The organism is Streptomyces solicamelliae (genome assembly GCF_045348655.1).
GTDB classification, from domain to species: domain Bacteria; phylum Actinomycetota; class Actinomycetes; order Streptomycetales; family Streptomycetaceae; genus Streptomyces; species Streptomyces solicamelliae.
In genome coordinates, this window is the sequence record NZ_CP160404.1 from 2583721 (window position 1) to 2606421 (window position 22701).

Annotated in this window: 17 protein-coding genes, 2 tRNA genes and 1 pseudogene; 5 read left to right on the plus strand and 15 right to left on the minus strand. The window is 72.6% G+C overall.

The window, feature by feature from the left end; all coding sequences use genetic code 11:
• Window positions 1-42 precede the first annotated feature (42 nt).
• On the minus strand, window positions 43-1317 hold the full coding sequence (locus ABZO31_RS11890) for a M6 family metalloprotease domain-containing protein (RefSeq protein ID WP_406861125.1): 1275 nt from the start codon (window positions 1315-1317) through the stop codon (window positions 43-45).
• A 324-nt stretch (window positions 1318-1641) separates the two neighbouring features.
• Between ABZO31_RS11890 and ABZO31_RS11895 the strand changes: the two genes are divergently transcribed.
• A complete protein-coding gene (locus tag ABZO31_RS11895; RefSeq protein WP_406861126.1) occupies window positions 1642-3597 on the plus strand; it encodes a putative bifunctional diguanylate cyclase/phosphodiesterase in 1956 nt (651 codons plus the stop codon).
• 134 nt (window positions 3598-3731) lie between these two features.
• Here the strand turns inward: ABZO31_RS11895 and ABZO31_RS11900 are convergent, their stop codons facing one another.
• Both ABZO31_RS11900 and ABZO31_RS11905 read right to left on the minus strand, forming a co-directional pair.
• Window positions 3732-5423: a glycosyl hydrolase family 18 protein gene (locus ABZO31_RS11900; protein WP_406861127.1), complete on the minus strand. Its 1692-nt coding sequence runs from the start codon at window positions 5421-5423 to the stop codon at window positions 3732-3734.
• Window positions 5424-5689: 266 nt separating this feature from the next.
• Window positions 5690-6808: an LLM class flavin-dependent oxidoreductase gene (locus ABZO31_RS11905; RefSeq protein ID WP_406861128.1), complete on the minus strand. Its 1119-nt coding sequence runs from the start codon at window positions 6806-6808 to the stop codon at window positions 5690-5692.
• 224 nt (window positions 6809-7032) lie between these two features.
• Between ABZO31_RS11905 and ABZO31_RS11910 the strand changes: the two genes are divergently transcribed.
• Both ABZO31_RS11910 and ABZO31_RS11915 read left to right on the plus strand, forming a co-directional pair.
• Window positions 7033-7782, plus strand: coding sequence for an IclR family transcriptional regulator (locus tag ABZO31_RS11910; RefSeq protein ID WP_406861129.1), 750 nt, complete (start codon window positions 7033-7035; stop codon window positions 7780-7782).
• Between the two features lie 61 nt (window positions 7783-7843).
• Window positions 7844-7917 (plus strand) — tRNA-Lys (locus tag ABZO31_RS11915).
• A gap of 44 nt (window positions 7918-7961) precedes the next feature.
• Here the strand turns inward: ABZO31_RS11915 and ABZO31_RS11920 are convergent.
• From ABZO31_RS11920 to ABZO31_RS11945, 6 genes are all read right to left on the minus strand, one after another.
• Window positions 7962-8615 (minus strand): response regulator, encoded by a 654-nt coding sequence (locus ABZO31_RS11920; protein WP_406861130.1) that lies wholly within the window; start codon window positions 8613-8615, stop codon window positions 7962-7964.
• Entirely contained in the window at window positions 8594-9823 is a 1230-nt protein-coding gene (locus tag ABZO31_RS11925) for a sensor histidine kinase (RefSeq protein WP_406861131.1), read from the minus strand. The genes ABZO31_RS11920 and ABZO31_RS11925 overlap by 22 nt, the downstream gene beginning before the upstream one ends.
• Before the next feature lie 81 nt (window positions 9824-9904).
• Entirely contained in the window at window positions 9905-11584 is a 1680-nt protein-coding gene (locus ABZO31_RS11930; protein ID WP_406861132.1) for an AMP-binding protein, read from the minus strand.
• Window positions 11585-11609: 25 nt separating this feature from the next.
• The gene (locus tag ABZO31_RS11935; RefSeq protein WP_406861133.1) at window positions 11610-12215 is read right to left on the minus strand and encodes a lytic polysaccharide monooxygenase auxiliary activity family 9 protein; all 606 of its coding nucleotides are present in this window, start codon (window positions 12213-12215) and stop codon (window positions 11610-11612) included.
• A gap of 155 nt (window positions 12216-12370) precedes the next feature.
• Window positions 12371-14749: an SPFH domain-containing protein gene (locus tag ABZO31_RS11940; protein WP_406861134.1), complete on the minus strand. Its 2379-nt coding sequence runs from the start codon at window positions 14747-14749 to the stop codon at window positions 12371-12373.
• 26 nt (window positions 14750-14775) lie between these two features.
• Window positions 14776-16218 (minus strand): peptidoglycan-binding protein, encoded by a 1443-nt coding sequence (locus tag ABZO31_RS11945; protein WP_406861135.1) that lies wholly within the window; start codon window positions 16216-16218, stop codon window positions 14776-14778.
• 184 nt (window positions 16219-16402) lie between these two features.
• On the opposite strand from ABZO31_RS11945, the gene ABZO31_RS11950 reads away from it, so the two are divergent.
• Window positions 16403-16476: transfer RNA gene (locus ABZO31_RS11950), tRNA-Lys, on the plus strand.
• Between the two features lie 64 nt (window positions 16477-16540).
• On the opposite strand, the gene ABZO31_RS11955 is transcribed toward ABZO31_RS11950, so the two are convergent.
• From ABZO31_RS11955 to ABZO31_RS11975, 5 genes and pseudogenes are all read right to left on the minus strand, one after another.
• Window positions 16541-17218, minus strand: coding sequence for a class F sortase (locus ABZO31_RS11955; RefSeq protein ID WP_406861136.1), 678 nt, complete (start codon window positions 17216-17218; stop codon window positions 16541-16543).
• 1 nt (window position 17219) lies between these two features.
• Window positions 17220-17915: a hypothetical protein gene (locus tag ABZO31_RS11960; protein ID WP_406861137.1), complete on the minus strand. Its 696-nt coding sequence runs from the start codon at window positions 17913-17915 to the stop codon at window positions 17220-17222.
• An 84-nt stretch (window positions 17916-17999) separates the two neighbouring features.
• Window positions 18000-18782 carry an HAD-IIA family hydrolase gene (locus ABZO31_RS11965; protein ID WP_406861138.1) on the minus strand — a complete coding sequence of 261 codons (783 nt, stop codon included), beginning with the start codon at window positions 18780-18782 and terminating at the stop codon, window positions 18000-18002.
• Between the two features lie 79 nt (window positions 18783-18861).
• A complete protein-coding gene (locus ABZO31_RS11970) occupies window positions 18862-20403 on the minus strand; it encodes an alkaline phosphatase family protein (protein ID WP_406861139.1) in 1542 nt (513 codons plus the stop codon).
• A gap of 206 nt (window positions 20404-20609) precedes the next feature.
• A pseudogene (locus tag ABZO31_RS11975) lies at window positions 20610-21026 on the minus strand (FAD-dependent oxidoreductase); the annotation flags it as partial.
• Between the two features lie 288 nt (window positions 21027-21314).
• Here ABZO31_RS11975 and ABZO31_RS11980 point away from each other — a divergent pair.
• Window positions 21315-21863: a DUF1062 domain-containing protein gene (locus ABZO31_RS11980; RefSeq protein ID WP_406861140.1), complete on the plus strand. Its 549-nt coding sequence runs from the start codon at window positions 21315-21317 to the stop codon at window positions 21861-21863.
• 15 nt (window positions 21864-21878) lie between these two features.
• On the opposite strand, the gene ABZO31_RS11985 is transcribed toward ABZO31_RS11980, so the two are convergent.
• Window positions 21879-22643 (minus strand): GntR family transcriptional regulator, encoded by a 765-nt coding sequence (locus tag ABZO31_RS11985; RefSeq protein WP_406861141.1) that lies wholly within the window; start codon window positions 22641-22643, stop codon window positions 21879-21881.
• Window positions 22644-22701 lie beyond the last annotated feature (58 nt).

Consider the following 22701-nt stretch of genomic DNA (forward strand, 5'->3'; position numbering starts at 1 on the left):
ACGGAAGAAGCCCCTCGCGGAAGCGGGGGGCTTCTTCGTCGTTCAGCCTTCTCTCTCCGGGAGCGTGATCTTCACCGTCCACGCCCCGCCCGGCGAGCGGTCCGCGACCTCCACCCGGACGCCCTCCCCGGGGACGGTGAACGCCTCGCCCTCGGCGACCGGTGCGTCCGCCAGCGGCGGGTACACCGAGCGGTCCCAGCAGGCCTCGGTGCGCGGATGGGCGTCCACGACCTCGATCGGGCCGTCGCCGGACGCCGCCTCGCCCCGGACCCGGTAGACCAGGACGCCCTCGGTGCAGGTGTCCGTGTCGTTGCCGGTCGCCCCGCGCGCCTCGAAGGCCAGGACCGAGTCCTCCCCGGTCCGCACGACCGCGAGCCGGGTGCCGAGCGTCCCGCCCGCGGCCGGAGCGGCGGCCATCGCGTCCAGGCTGACCAGGGTCGGCCCGGTCGTCTGCACACAGTGCACCTGCTTGCGGTCCAGCCAGCCCAGCTTCCACTTGTGCCAGCCGAAGAGGTCAGGTGCGAGCCCGAACTGGCTGCCCATGACGTCCCAGTCCCCCACATGGGTGTCCCAGTCGCCCTTGCCGTCCACCGGCCGGTGGTACAGGTCCGGCAGGTCGAAGACGTGCCCGGTCTCGTGGGCCAGGACGTTCCGGTCCGGCGGGTGCCGCTCGAAGACGGTGACCACGCGCTTGATCTCCGTGTCGTCGACCGTGAGCGGGCTGTCCAGGTTGACGACCTTGGTGGCGTCGGAGTCGACGCCGGGCGCGTCCGGGTCGGCGACCAGGTAGACGATGTCGTACCGGGAGAAGTCCACCTTGCCGTCGGCCGCGGCCAGTGCGTCGCGCAGGTACGCGGTGCGCTTGTCGCTCGCCCAGTCACGCCGTATGTCGTACGCGGTGGAGTCCTTCGGCATCTCGATCCACTCGCGCCGCGGGTGCGGGCGCAGCGCGAACCGGCCGTACGAGGCCCGCTCGAAGAACTCGCTGGTCGCCGGGAAGTGGTCGGCGGCCAGTTCCTCGGGCGAGAGCAGCGGTTCGGCGTCCGGGAAGGACAGGAAGAGCATGACCGCGTCGAGGGAGCGGACCGGCTGCGGGTAGGCGCTGTTCCAGGTGTCCAGGCCGAGGGAGTGGTGGGCGGCACTGCGCGGCAGGGCACACGGTCCGGCCGAGGGCGCACCCACGGCGGGGCCCGCCACGAGCCCGGTCGCGGCGAGTGCCACGAGGGACGTGAAGGCCGCCCCGCCGGCGCGCAGCCGGGCACGGTCCACTCCCTCGGGTGTCTGCTGACCCTCCACGTAGACCTCCGGCTGCGGCATGCGGGACACCTCAACCACCTTGTGACGTTTTCTGGGGTTTCGCCCCTTTTCAGTCGCCCGGTCGGGTGAGTCGGCGACGCGCCGGGCGACGCGCGCGATTCATCGGATGTCACTTTCGGTCACATCGTCGCTGTCCTCGCGTCACACCTGCGCAGAAACGATCGGGCGGCCTGAGCCGTGGGCATACTCACCTCAGCGGGCGGCGTCCACCGCCCGTTCGGAGCTGGATGGGCCGCACGGGCAACCTCTATGATCGGCACACTTTCCTGACCGACCCACGCCCGAACACACCTGTACGGAACGACTGCACTGCGGGAGCGAGCGGTGAGCGGAACCTCAGAAGGACCGGCGCACGTACCGCTCTCCGCCGTGCCGGGGACTCCCCGGATGATCACGGAGCGTCATCGCGACGCACTGCGCGAGTCGGGACCGCGCGAGTCCGCACCGCACGCGTCGGGAGCGTCCGCGCCGGGACCGTACGCGTCGGGACCGTACGAGCCCGAACTGCGCGACTGCCGCGCCGCGTTCCGCGCCGCCCAGCTCGCGATGGCGGTGGTCGACCGGGAGGGCCTGGTGGTGACGGCCAACGACGCGATGGCCTCGCTGCTCGGCACGGACACGGGCTCGCTGCTCGACCAGGCCGCCGCCGACCTCGTCGACCTCGCCTCCGACGGCCGGACCTGGCACGCGTACCACGAGGTGCTGCACGGCCGGCGCTCCCGCTTCCGTTGCACCCGGCGGCTCAAGCACCCCGACGGCCGGTCGCTGTGGGCCGAGGTCACGGTCGCCCCGGCGGCGGACAGCGGACGGGTCCTGCTGTCCGTCGCGGACATCAGCGACCGGCGCGAACTCCAGGCGCGGCTGCGGCACTTGCAGATGCACGACCCGGTGACCCGGCTGCCGAACCGCACCCTGTTCTTCGAACGGCTCGCGGTGGCACTGGAGACCGCGGCGCAGAACGACGACCCCGGCGACGGCGGCATGGGCCCGTCCCACCCGGTGTACCAGTCGCACCAGTCGTACGGGCACGGCGAAACAGGGCGGATCGGGCTCTGCTACCTGGACCTGGACGGCTTCAAGGCGGTCAACGACACCATGGGGCACCGCGTCGGCGACCGGCTGCTCGCCGCGGTGGCCGCGCGGCTCACGGAGTGCGCCGACAACGACGGATACACGCGCAGCGGTGGGCACCTGGTGGCGCGGCTCGGCGGGGACGAGTTCGCGATCCTGGTGGAGGACTCCACCGGTACCGAGCAACTGGCCGATCTGGCCCAGTCCGTGCTCGCGGCGCTGCAGCAGCCCTTCGACCTGGCCGGGCAGCGGCTTTCGGTCTCCGCGTCGATCGGCGTGGTCGAGCGGGTCGCCGCCGGGACGACGGCGACCGGGCTGATGCAGGCCGCCGACACCACGCTGTACTGGGCGAAGGCCGACGGCAAGGCCCGCTGGACGCTCTTCGACCCGGAGCGCAACGCGCACCGCATGACCCGGCAGGCGCTCAGCTCCACGCTCCGACCGGCCGTGGAGCGCGGGGAGTTCGCGCTCGAGTACCAGCCGCTGGTCGGCCTGTCGGACGGCGTGGTGCACGGCGTGGAGGCGCTGGTGCGGTGGAATCACCCCCAGTTCGGGACTCTTGCGCCGAATCGGTTCGTCGGGATCGCCGAGGAGGACGGCTCGATCGTCGAGCTCGGACGATGGGTGCTGCGCACCGCGTGCCGCCAGGCGCGGCAGTGGCAGAAGGACCATCCGCGGGAGCGGCCGCTCTTCGTGAGCGTGAACGTGGCCGTGCGCCAGGTCTGGGACTCGGACCTGGTCGCGGACGTGGCGGGCATCCTCGCGGAGACGGGCCTGGCCCCGCACCTGCTGCAACTGGAGCTGACGGAGAGCGCGGTGATGGGCTCCGCCGGCCGGCCGCTGCAGGCCCTGCAGGCGCTGAGCGACATGGGCGTACGGATCGCCATCGACGACTTCGGCACCGGCTACTCGAACCTCGCGTACCTCTCCCGGCTGCCGGTCTCCGTCCTCAAGCTGGACGGTTCCTTCGTCCGCGGCTTCCAGGACGAGGCGCACGCCAACCCGGCGGACGAGCTCATCGTCGAGGCCCTGGTCCAGCTGGCCCACCGGCTCGGGCTCACGGTCACCGCGGAGTGCGTGGAGACCTCCGGCCAGGCCACCCGGCTGCGCCGCATCGGCTGCGACACCGGCCAGGGCTGGCTGTACTCACGGGCGGTGCCGGCCGACCGCATCGACCGGCTGATCGGGGTCGCGCCGCTGCCGGCCTGACGGCCCGGGAGACATGGCACCGCCCCCGGCCCGACGCGGGACATGGAACTGCCCCCGGCCGGGCGGGACTTCCCGGGCGGGGGCAGCGTCTCATGGGTGGTGCGGGTGGTTCGGAGGCGGATCAGCAGGCGGGTTCAGCAGGCGCCGAGGTCCTGCCAGACGCCCCACTCGCCGGTGGTGCCGGGCACCTCGTTCTGCGTCCACCACTTGGCCTTCCACTTGCGGCCGTTGTGGGACACCTCGTTGCCCGCGTTGTACACCTGGCCCGCGACGTACGCCGGGACGGAGCCGCAGCCGGTGGGCGGGGGCGTCGTCGGAGGCGTGGTGGTGGGCGGGGTGGTCGTCGGCGGGGTGGTGGGCGGCGTGGTCGGCGGGACGGTGGTGCCGCCGAGGGCGCTGTTGATCTGCTTCAGCAGCGTGATGTTCTCGTCCAGGCCGAGCAGCGAGTACATCATCGCGCCGGCGAGGCCGCGCTGCTTGCCGTAGTCGACCCGGGCCTGGATGGACTTCTGGTTCAGGCCGGTGAAGAACTCGCCGTCCTTGTAGAAGTACGAGGACTTCGACTGGTCGTCCCAGAAGGTGGTCGACGCGTTGTCGACGATGCCGCCGAGCTCCTTGTAGTGCGCGATGCCGGCCTGCTGGCTCAGCGGGCGGGCGTTCGAGCCGCCGGTCGCGGTCTGGGCGAGGCCGTTGGTGGTGCCGGCCGGCACGCCCTTCCAGCCGCGGTAGTAGAACTCGTAGCCGAGGGTCAGCTTGTTCGCCGGGAAGCCGCCCGCGATGCCGTACGTCGAGTCGCCGTCGATCCAGGCGTCGATGGCGTCGTCGATCGAGTACTTCTCGGTGCCCGGCGCGATGACGTCGGTCGGGTCGTTCGGGGACGGGTACAGCGGGGACTGGTGGTACGTCGGCCCGTCGCCGTCCCAGGCGCCGTGCATGTCGTACGTCATGATGTTGGCGTAGTCCAAGTACTGGCCGATCTTGTCGGTCTCGATGTACTTGATCTTGTCCTGGCCGGCCGGCAGGGCCGAGGTCAGCAGGTACTTCTTGCCACCGTTGGCCGCGCCGTACTCGTCGAGCTGCTTGCGGAACTCGGCGAGGAGCAGCGTGAAGTTCTGCTTGTCCTCGGGGCCGTAGTGGTTGCCCAGGTGGCCGCCGGAGGAGCCGGGGTACTCCCAGTCGATGTCGATGCCGTCGAAGATCCCGGCCGCGGTGCCGGGGCCGCCGAAGCCGCCCTCGACCGGCAGGTTGCCCTTGAGGTACTGGTCGATGCACGAGGAGACCAGCTTCTTGCGGCTGGCGTCCGTCTTCGCGGCGTCGTGGAAGTACTTGGAGTAGGTCCAGCCGCCGAGCGAGATGTTGATCTTCAGGTGGGGGTACTTGGCCTTCAGTTCCTTGAACTGGTTGAAGACGCCCACGATCGGCTGGTCCCACTTGTCGGCGACGCCGTCCACGGAGTCGGCCGCGCTGAAGGACTTCTGGTAGTCGGCGTACGAGTCGCCCGCACCGTCACCCGCGTTCGGGTTGTTGTCGTCGCCCGCGGCCTTGTTGGCCATGAAGCAGGTGAGGTCGGTGGGGTGGATGTTGCCGAACGAGTAGTTGATGACATCCAGGTTGCTCGCGATGCCCCGGGTGTCGAGGTGCTTCGGGTAGAACGCGTTCCCGTACACGCTCCACTGGTCGTAGTACGCGATGCGGACGCCGCCGGGGGTGACGGCTGCCGTGGTGTCGGCCGCCTGTGCGGAGCCGAGTCCGACCGTCGCGGCCAGCGTGCCGGCGGCGAGGGCCGCGGTGGCGAGCGCGGCGATCAAGGGTTTGCGGGGGTGCACGTGCGGCCTCCGAGGGGGTACGCGGTACAGGAGTTGGAGCAGTGATAGCCGCCGCGCGAACAGTGCGTCAATGGTCTGAACCAAACGAGGACTAGACCAATTGACGGATGAAATCCCTTGTCAGAGGCGTGGAGCAGAAAGCGGAACCGCTCGCCACCATGCGTGACGAGCGGTTTAAGGTTCACTTAGGGCGGGTCCGCCCGGTGGTTCGGTCCTGAACCAACGAGGCTTCTTCCAGGCGGAGTCCGAGCCGAGTCCGGAGCGGGTCAGACCCCGTCCGGCAGTCCGTACGCGTCCGCGATCAGCTCGTAGCTCCGCAGCCGCGCCTCCCCGCCGTGCGCGTTGGCCGTGATCATCAACTCGTCCGCGCCGGTGCGCTTCTGGAGCGCGTCCAAGCCGTCCCGCACCTCGTCCGCCGTCCCGTGGATCACGTTCCCCAGCCAGGAGTCCACGAACTCCCGCTCGGCCGGGGTGAACGCGTACGCCTCCGCCTCCTCCGGCGTCGGGATGAGACCCGGCCGCCCGGTGCGCAGCCGCAGCATCGACAGCGCCCCGGTCAGCACCTGCCGGCGCGCCTCCGCCGCGTCGTCGTTCGCCAGCGCCGAGACGCCGATCAGCGCGTACGGCGCGTCCAGGACGGCGGACGGCCGGAAGGAGTCCCGGTACAGGTCGAGCGCCGGGATCGTGTTCCGCGCCGAGAAGTGGTGGGCGAAGGCGAAGGGCAGCCCGAGCAGTCCGGCGAGCCGGGCGCTGAAGCCGGAGGAGCCGAGCAGCCAGACCGGCGGCCGGCCCTTCGGGCCCTGCACCGGGCCGGGGACGGCGTGGATCCGGGCGTACGGATGCCCGTCCGGGAAGTCGTCGTCGAGGAACCGGGTCAGCTCGGCGAGCTGCTCGGGAAAGTCTTCCCCAAGCTCTCGGCTCCGCTCGAGCAGGGGAGACCCCAATGCCCCCTCGTTCGGCCGGTCGGTCCGGCGCAGGGCGGCGGCGGTCGCGCCGTCCGTGCCCGGCGCGCGGCCGAGCCCGAGGTCGACCCGGCCCGGGGCGAGCGCCTCCAGCGTGCCGAACTGCTCGGCGATCACCAGCGGGGCGTGGTTGGGCAACATCACGCCGCCCGAGCCGAGACGGATGCGCTCGGTGTGGGCGGCGAGGTGGGCGAGGATCACGGCGGGCGAGGAGGAGGCGACGCCGGGCATGGAGTGGTGCTCGGCCACCCAGTGGCGGTGGTAGCCGCGGCGCTCGGCGAGCCGGCTGATCTCCACGCTGGTCGCCAGGGCCTGCGAGGCGGTCCGGCCGCTGCCGACGGTCACCAGGTCCAGGACGGACAGCGGGACGGGCGCGGTCCCGCGCACCGTTCCCCGGACGGGGTCGCTCACGTTGTCACTCATGCTGGACGACAACAGGAGGGTGTCTCCGGTTGTTCCCGTGCCGATCACCTCATGGGGCATGACTCTGACATATGCCAATTTGCAGCGTCCCAGCGCAGAGGCCGGTCGGGGCGCGGAAAACTCGTCAACAGCCGCTCCCGACGCGGTGCTTGACAGCTATCGTGGAACGGAACGACCGGAAGCATATGACCAGTGCGACCACCATCGGGTAGGGGGAGGCTCTGATGCCCGAGCCCACCGCACCGTTCCACTCGGTGCAGTACGCCCTGCGGGTCCTCGAAGCGGTCGCCCGGCACGCCGGCGGCGTCACGGAGACCCAGATCGGGCGCGAGACCGGCCTCCCCGTCGGCCACCTGTCCCCGCTGCTGCTGATGCTGCGCCGCGAGGGGTACGTGGAGCAGGTCGCCGACGGCGCGTACGTGGTCGGCGACTCGCTCGTCCTGCTCGGCTCCGGCGCGACCCGGCGCGAGGCCCTGGAGCGCAAGCTCCAGGAGACCCTGGGCGAGCTGCGGGACTCCGTGGGCGCGGCGGTGTACATCAGCCGGTACATCGACGGCGAGGTGCGGATCACGCAGTACGCGGACGGGCCGCGCACGCCGGCCGTCCACGAGTGGGTGGACTTCCGCTCGGCGGCGCACGCCAGCGCGGTCGGCAAGTGCCTGCTCACCCAGCTCGACCTGGACGGCCGCCGCGACCATCTGTCCCGGCACCGGATCGCCCGGCTGACCTCGCGGACGATCACCAACGAGAAGGTGCTGTTCTCCAAGCTGGACAGCCAGCCGGCGTCGGTGCCGGTGCTCGACCTCCAGGAGTACGCGATCGGCACGGTCTGCGCGGCGGTCCCGCTGACGGCGGGCTCGGCGGTGGGCTGCCTGGCGCTGTCGCTGCCGATCGAGCACGCGCACCGGCTGCGCACGGCGGCGGACACGCTGAACCGGAGGGCGGCGCCGATGGTGCTGTCGCTGGCGATCTGAGGCCGGGACGTGGTGGTCGGGAGCACCCCGCGGGACCAGGTAGTATTACTTTCGTCAGCAGGCGCCGCTAGCTCAGTTGGTTAGAGCAGCTGACTCTTAATCAGCGGGTCCGGGGTTCGAGTCCCTGGCGGCGCACCGACACGGAAGGGCTCCTCGCGGAAGCGAGGGGCCCTTCCGGCTTACCCCCTCAGGTACGTGAGCACGGCCAGGACCCGCCGGTGGGTGTCCTCGGCGGGAGGCAGGTCGAGCTTCCCGAGGATGTTGCCGATGTGCTTGCCGACGGCGGCCTCGGTGACGACGAGGCGGCGGGCGATCGCCCCGTTCGAGTGCCCCTCCGCGACCAGGCCGAGCACCTCCCGCTCGCGCGGGGTCAGTGCGGCGAGCGGGTCGCGGCGGCGGCGCAGCAGCTGCCGTACGACCTCGGGATCGACGACCGTGCCGCCGGCGGCGACCCGGGTGAGTGCGTCCAGGAACTCCTCGACCTGGCCGATCCTGTCCTTGAGCAGATAGCCGACGCCGGTGCCGTCGCCCGCGTCGAGGAGTTCGGCGGCGTAGCTGCGCTGCACGTACTGGCTGAGGACGAGGACCGGGAGCGCCGGGTGCTCGGCGCGCAGGGCGACGGCGGCGCGCAGGCCCTCGTCCTGGAAGCCCGGCGGCATGCGGACATCGGTGACGACGATGTCCGGCTCGTGCGCGGGGACCGCCTCGCGCAGGGCGTCGGCGTCGCCGACGGCGGCGACGACCTGGTGGCCGAAGCGGGCGAGCAGCCCGATCAGCCCCTCGCGCAGCAGGACGCTGTCCTCGGCCAGGACTACGCGGAGGGCGTCGGGCACGGTATCTCCACTCGGATCAGGGTCGGGCCGCCGGGCGGGCTGGAGATCGTCAGTGTGCCATCGAGGACGGCGATGCGGTCGGCGAGACCGGTGAGCCCGGAGCCGCGCTCGGGGTCGGCGCCGCCGCGGCCGTCGTCGTGGAGGAGCAGGGTGAGGCGGTCGGCTCCGGTGTCGTACCGGGCGGTGAGCCGGGCCTTGTCCGCGCCGCTGTGCCGGCCGATGTTGGCGAGGCCCTCGCAGGCGGCGAAGTACGCGGCGGACTCCACGGGGGCGGGCAGGCGGGGCAGGTGCAGTTCGGTGTCGACGGGCACGGCGGAACGGTCGGCGGCGTCCGCGAGGGCGGCGGCGAGTCCGTAGTCGGCGAGGACCTGGGGGTGGATGCCGTGGATCAGCTCGCGCAGTTCGGTGAGGACGTGCGCGGCCTCGTCGTGCGCCTTGGCGAGCTGCGCGGCGAGGGGGCTGTCCGGCGGGGCGTCGAGGCGGGCGAGGCCGAGGGTCATGGTGAGGGCGACGAGGCGCTGTTGGGCGCCGTCGTGGAGATCGCGCTCGATGCGGCGCCGCTCGGCCTCGAACGCGGCGACGAGACGGGCGCGGGAGCGGGTGACCTCGCCGATCCGGTCGCGCAGTTCGGCGTCGCGGGGCGCGAGGAGGGCGCGGGCGAGGGCGGCGCGGGCGGCGGCGTAGGCGCCGAGGGGGACGAGGAGGACGAGGAGCAGGACGGCGCCGAGGAGCGCGGCGGCGAGGGCCTGCGGGTAGTCGGTGACCAGGTACGCCTTGACGACCTTGGCCTCCTGGCCGTCGAGGGCGAGCTGGACGGGCGCGGAGAGGAGGGCGGCGGGGAGGCCGAGTACGACGACGAGGGCGAGGAGGTCGAGCGGCCACAGGACCGTGGCGAGCAGGAGCGCGTACGCGGTCTCCCGCCACGTCGCCTGCTCCCTGACTCGGAGCCGGGCCCAGGCGGCGAGGCCGGGTGCGGTGGGGGTGCGGTGCGGGTCGGCCGCGGGCGCGCGGTCCACGGCCCGCAGCCGCCACCGCTCGAAGCGGCCGAGCGCGAGCGCGCCGACGACGAAGAGCGGCGCGGCGAGCAGGAGCCCCGCGAGCGCGACACCCCCCGCCACGACCCCGCTCCCCAGGTACGCGACGGCCCTCCACGGCCAGGCGGTCCGTGGAAAGACAAGGGGTCGAGCAAGCGCAAGCCGCAGATCCATACGGCCAAGGTACGGTCCCGCCGACGGCCACGGGATGGCCCCAGTGGGCGTCCGGGAGGTATGCCTGGCCCTACCGGGGAATCAGCGCCAGATCAGCTCGGCTCGGGCTTGCGACTCGTACGTCGTGCGGAGGCCGGTCAGGGACGTCGGGGTCAGGGGTTCGTACCCGGACGTCGGGGTGGGGCGCCACCAGACGGGGTCGTCGCACACGAACGCGTCGCGGCGGAGGGACGCGCGGTGGATCTTGTTGGTGGCCGTGGTCGGGAGGGCCCGCACCACCCGCACGAAGCGGGGCGGCATCTTCGTGCCGAGGTCCTCCTGGGCGCGGAGGAACCTCTCGAAGCGGGCCGGTACGAACTCACGGCCCTCCCGCATCGCCAGCGCCGCCATCACCAGGTCCCCCGCCACCGGATCCGGCACCGCGTACACCGCCGCCCCCGTCGCGTCCTCCCAGCGCGCCAGGATGTTCTCGATCACCGCCGCCGCCAGGTTCTCGCTGTCCACCCGCAGCCGGTCGTCCGTGCGCCCCGCGAAGTACAGGAAGCCCGCCTCGTCGCGGTAGAAGAGGTCGCCCGTCCAGTACCAGCCCGCGCGCCGCCGCTCCGCCTCCGCCTCCGGGTTGCGCCAGTAGCCCTCGAAGGGGTTGCGGCCCTTGTTGACCAGTTCGCCGATGGCCGCCGCCCCGTTCAGCAGCACCCCCGCCTCCGAGAAGCGCGCCGGCGCGCAGTCCTCGCCCGTCTCCGCGTCCACCACCGCCAGCGCGTCCCCCGGCGCCGCCCGTCCTGTCGCACCGCGCGGCGTGTCCGGGGTCCGCTGGATCGCCGCGCCGCCCTCCGACGAGCCGTACCCCTCCACCAGCCGCACCCCGAACCGCTCCGCGAACCGCGCCGTGTCCACCGCGCCCGCCTCCGTGCCGAAGCCGAGCCGCAGGCCGTGCGCCCGGTCGTCGGGGCGCTCCGGGGTGGCCAGGAGGTACTGGACCGCGCGCCCCACGTACGTGAAGTACGTCGCCCCGAACTCCCGTACGTCCGGCAGGAATCCCGACGCCGAGAACCGTTCCCGCAGCGCCACCCCCGCCCCCGCCACCAGCGCCGGCGCCCAGTCGGCGATCACGGCGTTGCCGTGGAACATCGGCATGCAGATGTAGTGGACGTCGTCCCGCCGCACCCCCAACTGCGTCACCAGCGACGCGCCCGCCACCGCGAGCCGCCCCTGGCTGCAGATCGCCGCCTTGGGCGCGCCGGTGGAACCGGAGGTGAAGTAGAGGAGCATGCGGCTCGCCGGGCCGACCGGCCGGACCACCGCCTCGCCGGGCTTCGCGCCCTCGTACGGGGCGAGCAGTGCGCCGTACGCGTCGGTGTCCGTGACCAGGACGCGTACGTCCGGCAGCGCCAGGCCCTCGAGCAGCGGCAGGTACGCGCGCTGTGTGACCAGCACCCGGCACTCCGTGTGGACGATGTCGCGGGCGAGTTCCGCGCCCCGCCGGGTGGGGTTGATGCCGGCGACGGCGGCCCCCGCGAGGGCCGCCGCGCCGAGCCAGAGCGGGTACTCCGGCGTGTTGTCGAGCAGTACCCCGAGGTGCGGCTCCGCGCCCCGGGGCAGGAGTTCCACGAGCAGGGCCGCGCGGGCGGCGGCGCCCGCGGCGACGTCGTGGTACGTGAGGACCGTTCCCCGGCTCCGGAGTCCGGTCCTCCGGTCGCCCCACCGGCGCTGTACGAGCTCCGCCACGGTGCCGGCGGCTGCCACGGTCCGAGTCGTCATGCGGCGGACCGTAGCTGACTGCGCGTCAGAACTGAACGTCCGAGCAGGCGTAGAACGCGTTCGCGGTGTCCGCGATCGTCCACACCGCCAGGATCAGATGCTTGCCGGACTTGCCGGCCGGGACGGTCCCGGAGTGCGAGAGCGTCGCCGGCGGCTGCTGGCTGTTGTACGGGACGGTCAGGAACGGCTGGGGGTCGAGCGCCGCCCGGGTGAGCTTCTGGGAGGGGTTCCAGCCGTTCCGGGTGATGTAGTACTTGAAGTCGGTGGTGCGGTGGCGGGCCGTGAACTGCCAGCGGAAGGTGTAGCTCTGGCCCGCGGTGACCCGGGTCGCCGGCCAGGAGCCGCCGCGCGGGTCGTCGAGCTGGGCGAACCGGGAGTTGCCGCCGGCACAGATGGTGCCGTCCGCGGGCCCGGCGCCCGGGAAGCCCTTGGGGCCCTCGACCGACTGCGGCTCCCACTGGATGGAGCCGCAGTCGGTCACGGTGCCGTTCTGACAGAGCTTCTGACGGCTGATCGGGGAGTCGGTGTAGCCGTGGCCGGTGGCGGAGCCGGTCGACACGAACGTGACGCCGGCGACGCCGAGCGCGACCGCGGCCGCACCTACCTTCGTTTTCGTTGTGCGCTTTCGCATGCTTCTGCTCCAGGAGAACGTGGGGAGTTCTGTGGGCTGAGCGAATGCGCACGCGCGCGTGCGGTGGAGCGGGATGGTTCTGGTCTGGACCAAGTACCAATGTATGGACGGGACTTGAACATGTCCATACCAATCGCGGCGGGGGTCGGACGTCGTTACGCGCCCTCTCCCCCGGTGCCCCGGCCCGTGTAGAACGCCACCGTCAGGTCCTTCACCAGCGCCTTGCGCTCGTAGTCGTCCAGCTCGACCAGACCACGCGTGGTCAGCCGGTGGACCATGTCGTCCACCGCGTCCACGACGGACGTCAGCACACTGTCGCGGTGCTTGGCGTCGATCGCGGCGATCCTGCGGCGCTGCATCGCGGCGGCGAGTTCGGGGGCGTACTCGATACGGGTCGGCTGCGCCGAGAAGACGTCGATGCCGACGGGCGCGCACTCCGCGGAGAGCAGCTTCGTCAGCGCCTCGCCGACCGCCTCCGCGTCGCGGAGGGTCGGGGCGTCCTCGTGGAACGCGTCGGCGGGGAGCTGGGAGAGGACGCGGGCCATGGCCGCCTCGACCTGCTCGCGCAGGTACTCCTCGTGGTGCTCGACGCCGAGCGCGGCGCGGACGGTGTCGCGGATCCGCCAGACGACCAGGACGACGACGTCGAGGGCGGTGCCCTTGGCGTCGACCGCGGGCAGCGGCTCGCTGCGCCAGTGGCGGAGCCGGACGTCGACGCGGCGGCGGAGCAGGAGCGGACTCACCCAGAGCAGGCCGGTGCGGCGGACGGTGCCGCGGTACTCGCCGAACAGCGTGAGCACCCAGGCGTACCCGACGCGGCCGCGGCTCAGGCCGCCGAGGGAGAACAGGATCAGCAGCACGCCGAGGGCGAGCAGGGCCCACAGCCCGAGGTGGATGCCGTGGTACGGGCGGTCCGGCAGCCGCAGCATCTGCGCGACGACGTCCGGTACGGCCCCGGCCCACCACAGCACCGCGGCGCACGCGGCGAGCGCGGCGGCCCCGACGGCGACGCCGATCCACCCGGGCAGCACGGGCCCGGGCCGCTCCCGGAGGGCCGGGTCGGCGGTGGGCGCGGGCCGCTTCGGCGCGGGCTTCGGCCGGGGCGCCCGCCGGGAGTCGACGGCCCGGCGCGCGGCGGGCGGCACCACAGCCGGCCGTACGTCGGCGGCCTGGAACCCGCCCCCTCCGGAAGCCTCGGCCGCCGTCCCGACCGTCACACCGGCCTGCCCCGGCGCGAACAGCGCCTCGAAGTCGAACACCCGGTACCGCGGCTTGGGCGCCGCGTCCGGGGGCGCGGCCGGCGCCCCGATCACGGCCTCACGCGACGCGTCGGAGTCGCCGCGGGAGACAGCCCGCTCGGCCGGGGCGGCGGCAGCGGGCTCGGGAATCAGCACCGTGGGGCTCACTGACACCTCGTCAGCGGGACCGGCGGCGTCCGCCGCGGTGACGGACTCGGCGTCGGGCGACGCGGGGGCGTCGTGCGGGGCGGGGGCGTCGGGGGACGCGGGGGCACTCGACGGGGCGGGGGTGTCCGACGACGCGGGGGTACTCGGGGCAGGCATGTCCGAGGACGCGGGAGTACTCGACGGGGCGGCGTCGTCAGCCGGCGCTGCGGCGTCCCGCTCCACCGAGGTGTTCCCCGCCACCGCGGGGCGAACGTCCGCTGCGGAAGCGTCCGTCGGCGCCGCAGCGCCTCGTGGCGCGGCGTCTCCCTCCGGCTCCGAAGCGCTCCCCGGCATCACCGGGGCATCGCCCGCCACCGAAGCACCCGTCGACGCCGCGTCGCCTCGCGGAGCGGGCGCACCACCCCGCACCGCGGCCTCGCCCTCCGGCACCGAAGCGTTCCTCGGCACCACCGGGTGGTCGCCCGCTGCAGAAGCGTCCGTCGCTGCCAAGGCACCCGCCGGCACGGACGCGGCGCGCAGCGCGGCGTCGCCCCGCAGCTCAGGTTCACCCCGCACCACGGCCTCGCCCTCCGGCACCGAAGCGCTCCCCGGCACCACCGGGTCGTCGCCACCTGCCGAAGCGTCCGTCGGCGCCGCGGCGCCTGCCGGGGCCGACGCACCCCGCAGGGCGTCGGAGCCCTGCAGGCCGGCCAGGTCCCGCGGCGCCTGGTCCATGGCCGGCGCGGGCGCCGGCCCCGCCGCCTCCCTCCGCTCCCCGGGCTCCGACGCCTCGTCCGCGTGCGGGCGGGCCGGCAGGGGAACCGGGGTGAAGGGGGCCTCGTAGTCGAAGACCGTGTCCGCTCGGCGGTGGCCCTCCGGACGGGGGGTGAGGCCGGGCGCGGGACGGGTGTGCGGGCCCGGGGCGACCTCGCCGCCCGGGGGCGGCGGGGCCGACGGGTCCTCGCGGAACAGGCGGTGCACCGGGATCGGCCCGGTCGTCTCCGCCCCGATGACCGGAGTCCGCCGCCCCGTGGGCGTACGGCCCGCACCGGGACGCGGCGCGTCCGGCACGGCCTCGGCAGCCCCCGGCGGGGTGCGAGGGGGCAGGCCCTCGCCCTCCCTGTCGCGGTCGGGTGTCGCTGTGGTCATCCGTTCCACCTCACGCTCTCACTGGTTCATCGGAACAACCGGCGCCAGGTCTCCGGCCCCGGATAGCCGTCGGCCGCCGCGCCGCGCCAGCCCTGGGCTCGCTGGAAGGCCTCGACGTTGCGGCGGTCCGCCTCCGTCCAGCGCGGACCGGGTCCCGACAGGTAGTGCTTGCCAAACCCCCGCTTCACCAACTGCTTGCCCAGTTTCTCCACATATGCGTTGGACTGCCCCGGACGGAAGGAGGCACGCCCGGGGAACGCCGGCGCAGTCGTCGTCGACCCGCCCGAACCACTCGAACCGCCGATGCTCCGGCCCTGCCCGGCGACGAGCAGCCGCCAGGTGTGCGGGCCGGGCAGCCCGTCCGCCTCCTTGCCCGTCCAGCCCTGCGCCTGCTGGAACGCCTGGGTCGCCCTCCGGTCCGCCTCGGCCCACCGCGGCCCGGGGCCCTCGCTGTAGAAACGCGCGCCGCCCCGCGCGACGAGCAGCTTCCCGAGCTGCGTGACGTACTTGTTGTTCGCGCCCGGACCGAAGTACGCCGCTCCCGGGAACGCCGTCGTGCTCGACCCGCTGCCCGCGCTGCCGACGTCGCTCCCGGCGACCACGCCCTTGTAGCGGTACGCGAGGTACCGGTCGGAGTTGTTCCAGTACGCCATGGGCGTGGCCTGCTTGCGGGTGCGCGGCTTGGTCTGCTCGTACGCGACGTACGCGGTGTGGGTGTAGTCGGTCCACCCGCCGAAGACCGTCACGTGCGAACCGCGCGTCGGGTTGTCCGGGTTGTGGAAGAGCAGGATGTCCCCGGGCTGGAGCTCCGTGCGGTCGATCCGCGTCGCGTACCGGGCGAGGCTGCCGGTCCACTCGTTGGCGGGGAGGTTCCAGGCCATGGAGATGTAGCCGGAGCAGTCCTGGCGGTAGCCGTCGGACCAGTACGCCGACATCGAGTACGGGACCTGCGCCGTCACCCAGCGCTTCGCGCGGTTGATGATCTCCGCGCGGGTGCTGCGGGGCAGCGTCGCCACGTCGATCTGACTGGTCGTCGGGGTGGGGTTGGCCGAGGGGGGTCCGGCCTGGCCGGCCGTGCCGCCGTGGAGCGGGCCGGTGTAGCCCTGGGGGGTGTCGGGGAGGGGGCGGGTGTCGGCCGCGGGAGGGGCGCCGGCCTCGGCAAGGGAGCCGTCGGCCTGTACGGCGCCCGCGTCGGCACCGGAGCCTCCGGCCTGCGCGGCGCCCGTGTCGGCCGGGGCCCGGCCCGGCGTCCCGAGGCCCAGTTCCTCCGCCAGTGCCGCCGTCCCGCCGCCGCCCAGGACCACGCCCGCCGCGGTCATCAGGACCAGGGCGCGGCGGGCACCGTGGGCCCCCGGGTGACCGCCCGCACGGACGGGGAGGCCCTGCGCGAGATCGCGCCGCTGCCGTGCGCAGCCGGGGCAGCCGCAGTCGGCCGCGGGCTCGTACTCCTCGAAGACCGGCACACTCATGCGAATCCCCTCCACACTCGTCAAGATCTTCTGGCGCTGTTGCACGGGCGCCAGTGTCTCAACTGTCCGGACATATTGCATTTTGACGGATCAAAGGTACAAAACGACCATCCGACAGGCCGGGCGCGCCCGGAAATGGTCGGGAGCACGCTCAGACGTCAGGTAGAGTTTTCTCTGTCAGCAGGCGCCGCTAGCTCAGTTGGTTAGAGCAGCTGACTCTTAATCAGCGGGTCCGGGGTTCGAGTCCCTGGCGGCGCACGCGCAATCGAGGCCCCTCACCGATGGTGAGGGGCCTCGATCATGTTCGGGGGCCGGCCGGTCCTTACGCCCTCGCCGCTCCCCTGACACCCGTCAGGTACGCCGAGACGACCACGTTCGCCGTGTACGCGCCGGTCTTGCGGTCGAAGGTGCCGCCGCAGGTGATCAGCCGGAGTTCCGCGCGGTCCGGGTCGCGCTGCCCGTACACCTTCCGGGGATCGAAGTGCTCGCGCGGGAAGACCTGGACGTCGTCCACCGTGAATTCCGTGACCGAACCGTCCACCCGGGTGATGACGACCTTCGCGCCGGGGCGGGTGGAGCTGAGGTTGTAGAAGACCGCCGGACGGGTCTCCGTGTCGACATGGCCGACCAGCAGCGCCGCCCCGTCCGCGCCGGGCTTCGCGCCGCGGTCGAACCAGCCGACCGACTGCGCCATCTCGTACGGCGGCGGGTCGATCGCCCCCGTGGCGTCCAGGCCCCGGGGGACGACCGGGGCGGCGACGCCTATGGAAGAGATCTCCAGTCTCCGCGGCTCCACCGGCGCGACGGGCCGGTGTGCCGGCGGCAGCGCGACGCCCAGCGGGCGGCCGACGGCGGCGACGTCGCCCGTGGTCGGCGCGGAGTGCCCGCGGGGGCCCGAGGTGGCCTCGCGGCCCCACAGCCACAGACCCAGGAGCAGTACGGCCCAGGTGATGCCGGCCAGCAGCCGCCCGGTACCGCTCGTTCGTGGTTCCCCGGACATGTCACTCGGCGTCCTTGCGCGCGGCGGAACCGGCCCGCAGCTGCGCCCGGCGGCGGCTGTGCCGGAAGGCGACGGCGACCGCGGCGACGCCGGCCAGGCCCAGGCCGATCAAGGTGTGCGGGGTGCCGGGGCCCTGCTCCTCGACGTCCTGCTGCTCCGCGCCGGCCGCGGCGAGCGCCGCCGCCCCGCCGCCGCCCGCGCGCACCGGGGCGACGGGGGTGGCGTGGTCGGTGGGCCGGTGGACGGGCTTCTCCGTGGGCTTCCGAGTCGGCCGGTCGGTCGGCTTGTGCGTCGGCTTGTGGGTCGGCTTGTGGGTCGGCTTGTGGGTCGGCTTCGCCCGGTGCTCGACCCGGACCGTGCCGACGTCCCGGTGGTCGTGGCCGTCGCAGGTCACGGTGATGCGGTACGTACCGTCGTCCAGGCCCGACTTCAGCGTCGTGTCGCCGAACAGCGGGCGCCCGCCGCCGTCCCGCCCCGACAGCTCCGCGTCCGCGACGAAGGCCGGGGACTTGGCCGCGCCGGTCGTGCCCTTGCAGCCGCTGACCCGGAGATCGATGTCCGCCCCCGGTTTCGCCGTGCCCGGGGTGACGGAGACCTTCACGCCCTCGTGTGCCTGCGCGACACCCGGGAGGGGGGCGAGCACCAGTACGGCGGCGGCCGCTCCCGCGGCACGGAGAGCAATCGGACCTGAACGCATCGTGACCTCCTGGTACTGGCAGGTTCGCGCGGTTCGGGGCTTTCCGCATCCGCAGCGGGCCCGACCAGGGGACCCGTCCGCCGGCTACTGCACGAGGTCGACGAGGTCGGCGATCGAGTCGACGATCTCCGACGGGCGGAACGGGTAGCGGTCCACCTCGGCGTGGCCGGTCAGCCCGGTCAGCACGAGGAAGGTGCGCATACCGGCCTCCAGGCCGGCCAGGATGTCGGTGTCCATCCGGTCGCCGATCATCGCGCTGGACTCGGAGTGCGCCCCGATCGCGTTCAGCCCGGTCCGCATCATCAGCGGGTTCGGCTTGCCCGCGAAGTACGGCTCCTTGCCCGTCGCCTTGGTGATCAGCGCGGCGACCGACCCGGTGGCGGGCAGCGGGCCCTCGAGGGAGGGGCCGGTCTCGTCCGGGTTGGTGCAGATGAAGCGGGCGCCCGCGTTGATCAGCCGGACCGCCTTCGTCATCGCCTCGAAGGAGTACGTCCGGGTCTCGCCGAGGACCACGTAGTCCGGGTCGTGGTCGGTGAGCACGTAGCCGATGTCGTGCAGCGCCGTGGTCAGGCCCGCCTCGCCGATCACGTACGCGGTACCGCCGGGGCGCTGGTCGTCGAGGAACCGGGCGGTGGCGAGCGCCGAGGTCCAGATGTTCTCGACCGGGACCTCCAGGCCCATGCGGTTGAGGCGGGCGTGCAGGTCGCGGGCGGTGTAGATCGAGTTGTTGGTGAGGACCAGGAACGGCTTCCCGGTCTCCCGCAGCTTCTTGATGAACGCGTCGGCGCCGGGGATCGGCACGCCCTCGTGGATGAGGACGCCGTCCATGTCGGTGAGCCAGGATTCGATCGGCTTGCGCTCTGCCATGGGTGCGGGACTCCTGCCGTACGAACGTGCGAGTGCTGGGGGCGACGCGACAGCGCTGTGGCGACGCCCCCAGCCTAGGTCAGGAAGTCCGGACCTTGACCCCGTCGATCACCCAGTACCAGTTGTTGGACCCGGTGTAGCGGAAGCGGAAGTTGACGCTGGACGCGCCGGCGGGGACGTTCACCGTCAGCGACTGGGGCTGCGAAACGACGTCGGAGGTGTAGCTCTTGACGACGGTCGGGGTGCCGCCGTTGAAGGAGGCCAGGATCTGGGCGGTCTGGCCGCCCTCCTGGCGGTAGAAGGTGGTGAGGTCGAGGGTGACGCGGGCGGCGCCGGAGACCGCGTACGCCGGCGAGACCAGCGTCGTGTCGTACGGGCCGGAGAAGCTCTTGTCGGACCACTCGTCGGAGTCGGCGACCGCGAACACGCCGCGGGCGCGGACGTTCAGCTCGCGGGACTGGTCGCGCTGCGTCCGGGACCAGAACTCGTCGGTGGCGAAGGACCAGCCGCGCCACTCGGTCATGCCGCCCGTGCCCATGGCGTTGTTGACGATCGACCAGCCGCTGGGCGCGGTGTGGGTGAAGCCGAGGACGCCGGCCGGGATGCCGGTCTCGTCGACGCGGCCGGTGAGCGAGGACTGCAGCGCGTCGAACGGGTCGGTGGAGCGCTGCTGGACCGGCTTGCCGTCCAGGCCCCAGGCCGGGTCGGGGGTGATGCCGAGCTGGTGGAAGACCGTGGCGGCGACGTCCACGAGGCGGGTGTCGATGGGCCGGGCGCCCGCGGCGATGCCGGGGCCGGTGGCGAGCACGAAGGTGCGGCGCTCCTCGATGGACGAGCCGCCGTGGCCGCCGGTGTCGACGTGGCCGTGGTCGGTGCAGACGATGACCGTCCAGCGCTCCGTCGCGTACGCGGGGCGGGCCTTGATCGCGGCGATCAGGCGGCCGAGCTGGGCGTCCTGGACGGCGAGGGCGTCGAGGTACTTCTGGCCGGTGCCGTTCGCGTGGGCGACGACGTCGGTGTTGCCGAGGTAGACGAAGGCGACGTCCGGGTTCTGGTCGCGCAGCACGCTCACGCTGTCGGCGGTGATCGTCTCGTCGTGGCCGACGTAGCCGTCGCGGTCCCCGTCGAGCACGATCTTGGCGTCGGCACCGGCGGTGACGGTGCCGTACGTGTCGAGCGGCTTCCAGTCGACGGCGGCGTAGAGGGAGAGCGCGGGCCGGACCTGGTGCAGGCGGGCCAGGAAGCCGGGGTACTGCGTGTAGTTGCGGCCGGTGAAGCTGTTGTCGCGGACGCCGTGCTTGTCGGGCCAGACGCCGGTGGAGATGGTCGACCAGCCGGGGCCGGAGGAGGTGGCGGCCATCGGGTTGGCGTAGAGCAGGGAGCGGCCGTACGTGCCCTCGGCCATCATGCGCTTGAGGTTCGGGGCGTCGGCGGCGTCGATGCGGTCGTGGCGCAGACCGTCCATGCCGACGACGAGCACCTTGTCCTTGCTGGTGCCGTCGGGGAGCGTGGGGGCGGCCGCCAGGGCGGCCGGGGCGGCGGCGACGCCGGTGGCGGCGAGCGCACCGGTGGCCGCACCGGCGGCGAGCACGCTGCGGCGGGATATGCCGTTCGTCGGCATGGGGTTCCTCCGTGGAAGGGTCCGGATGACACACCAACGCCCCTGATTTCTCAGGGGCGTTGGTCCGTACCCGTTATCTTTCCGCGATACTTCGGGAGGCGGAAGGGACGTGCGGTGAACTCTTGGCGTCGGCGGGGTCGCCGATCAGCCGCCGGTCAGCTGCCGGTCGCGGACTTCCACGCGTCGACGTACTCCGCCAGGTTCTTGTCGATGTCGGCCCAGTCCGGCTCGAAGATCTCGACGCGCAGGGCGGGGTTGAGGGCGCGGGCCTCGTCGGCGGTGAGCAGCTTGTAGCCGCGGGCGGCGGCGTCGGGGCGGGCGAGGGCCGCCTCGGCGACGGCGAGTTCGAGGTCGTTGCGGACAGGGGTGAGCGAGCCGTTGGCCCGGAACCCGAGCTCGGGGACGCGGGAGCCGATGCCCTCCCAGAGCTCGCGGGCGCGCAGCGCGGTCTCGACCTCCTCGCCGCCGGCGCGCCCGCTGACCCATATCTGCCCGAAGTTGCGGAGCGAGGCCCCGCGCGCCTCGGCCTCGCGCTCGATGTGCACGACCTCGTGGCCGCGTTCCACTGCGTGCCAGGCGTGCATGGTTCCCACCACGCCGGCTCCTACGACGATCACCTTCATGCCGACGACGGTCCTGGGAACGGGTGACCCGGACGGGTCGGGTGGGCGACGGGAGAGTGAACGACCCGCCAAGCTTGGACCAGACCCGTTATCGTTCCGTGATCCGAAAAGTCGTTGGCCCGGCGCCCCCGCACCCCACTACGTTGCTGCGGAACCGAGTCGTCTGGGCAAGGACGTGCCGTTGTACACCCTGTGAGACATCCCGAGCGCTGATCTGTCGCGCGTCGCGCCATGTGCGCGCCGCGCTGCCTTTTGCTGCGGACTTCTCACTGGAACCGGTGTATTTCTGTGCTCGAAAACTGGGTGGTCGTTCCCACCTGCCTTCCGCTCGTCCGTCGCCGCTGCCACGCGTGCCTGTTCGACCGCTTCCGCGCGCACGGCAAGTTCCGTGTCAACGCGAACCACAAGCGCATCGACGCCTGGCTGCTCGTCCTCTGCACCACGTGCGGGGACACGGCGAAGCTCACGGTCCTGGAGCGGGTGAACGTGCGCTCCGTACGACCCGACCTGCTGGACCGGATGCACGACAACGACGCGGCTCTGGCAGCCGAGTTGCTGCAGGACCCGGCGGTACGGCGCCGCAATCGCATAGCGCTGGACTGGGCGGGAGCCTGGCGCCTGGACACAGGTGGTTCGCGTCGTGACGACCGTGAGGCGATCGACGTGTCGGTCCGCTTCGCGGCACGGATCCCCCTCCGGCCGGCGCGGCTGATCGCCGAGGGCTGCGGACTGGGGCGGGCGGAGGTGGAGCGACTGATCGCGGACGGAAGAATCGTCTCGCCGATCCGCCTGAACGCCAGGACCGCCGACGACTTCACGTTCACGCTCAAGCGCTGAGGTGACCGTTGCGGGCTACCCCTGGGGCCCGAGGTGGGCGGTGAAGCTGAACCGGTCGCCGCGGTAGAGGGTGCGGACGCGTTCGAGCGGGCGGCCGTCGGGGTCCCGGGAGAAGCGGTGCAGGAGCAGCATCGGGAGCGCGGGAGGAGTCCCGATGAGCAGGGCCTCGCGGGGCGTGGCGAGGACGGTCTCGATGCGCTCGTCGGCGTCGCCGAAGGCGATGCCGAGTTCGGTGTGGAGGTAGGCGTAGAAGGAGGAGTCGGGCTCGAAGTCGACGTCGAGACGGGGCAGTCGGGCGACGGTCACGTACGTGGACTCGAGCCCGACCCGCTCGTCGTCGGCGAGCAGCACGCGCTCCATGTGCCAGACGGGTTCGCCGCGGGGAACGCCGAGCTCGGCGGCGAGGGGTGCGGTGGCGGGGAACTGCTCGAGCGAAATGAGGGACCGCCCGGGCGTCAGCCCCTGCTTCCGCACCCCCTCGGTGTAGCTGGCGAGGGAGAGCGGCTGTTCGAGCTTGGGCCCGGCGACGACGGTCCCGCGCCCCTGCCGCCGCAACCGCCCTTCGAGCAGCAACTCGCGCAGAGCCTGCCGGACGGTCTCCCGCGAGACCTCGAACCGCGCGGCGAGATCCCGCTCGGTGGGCAGCAGCCCACCCTCCCCCGACTCCTCGACGAGCACGGAGATCTTCGCCTTCACGGCGTAGTACTTGGGAATACGCCCGTGCTCCGGAATGCCGAACCGGATGGGAGCGCCTGGTACCTGGTCGTTCGGATAGTCCACGCGCTGATCGTCGCAGACGGCGATGAACAGAAAGGTGAACAAGGGGTGGCGCCCGGGA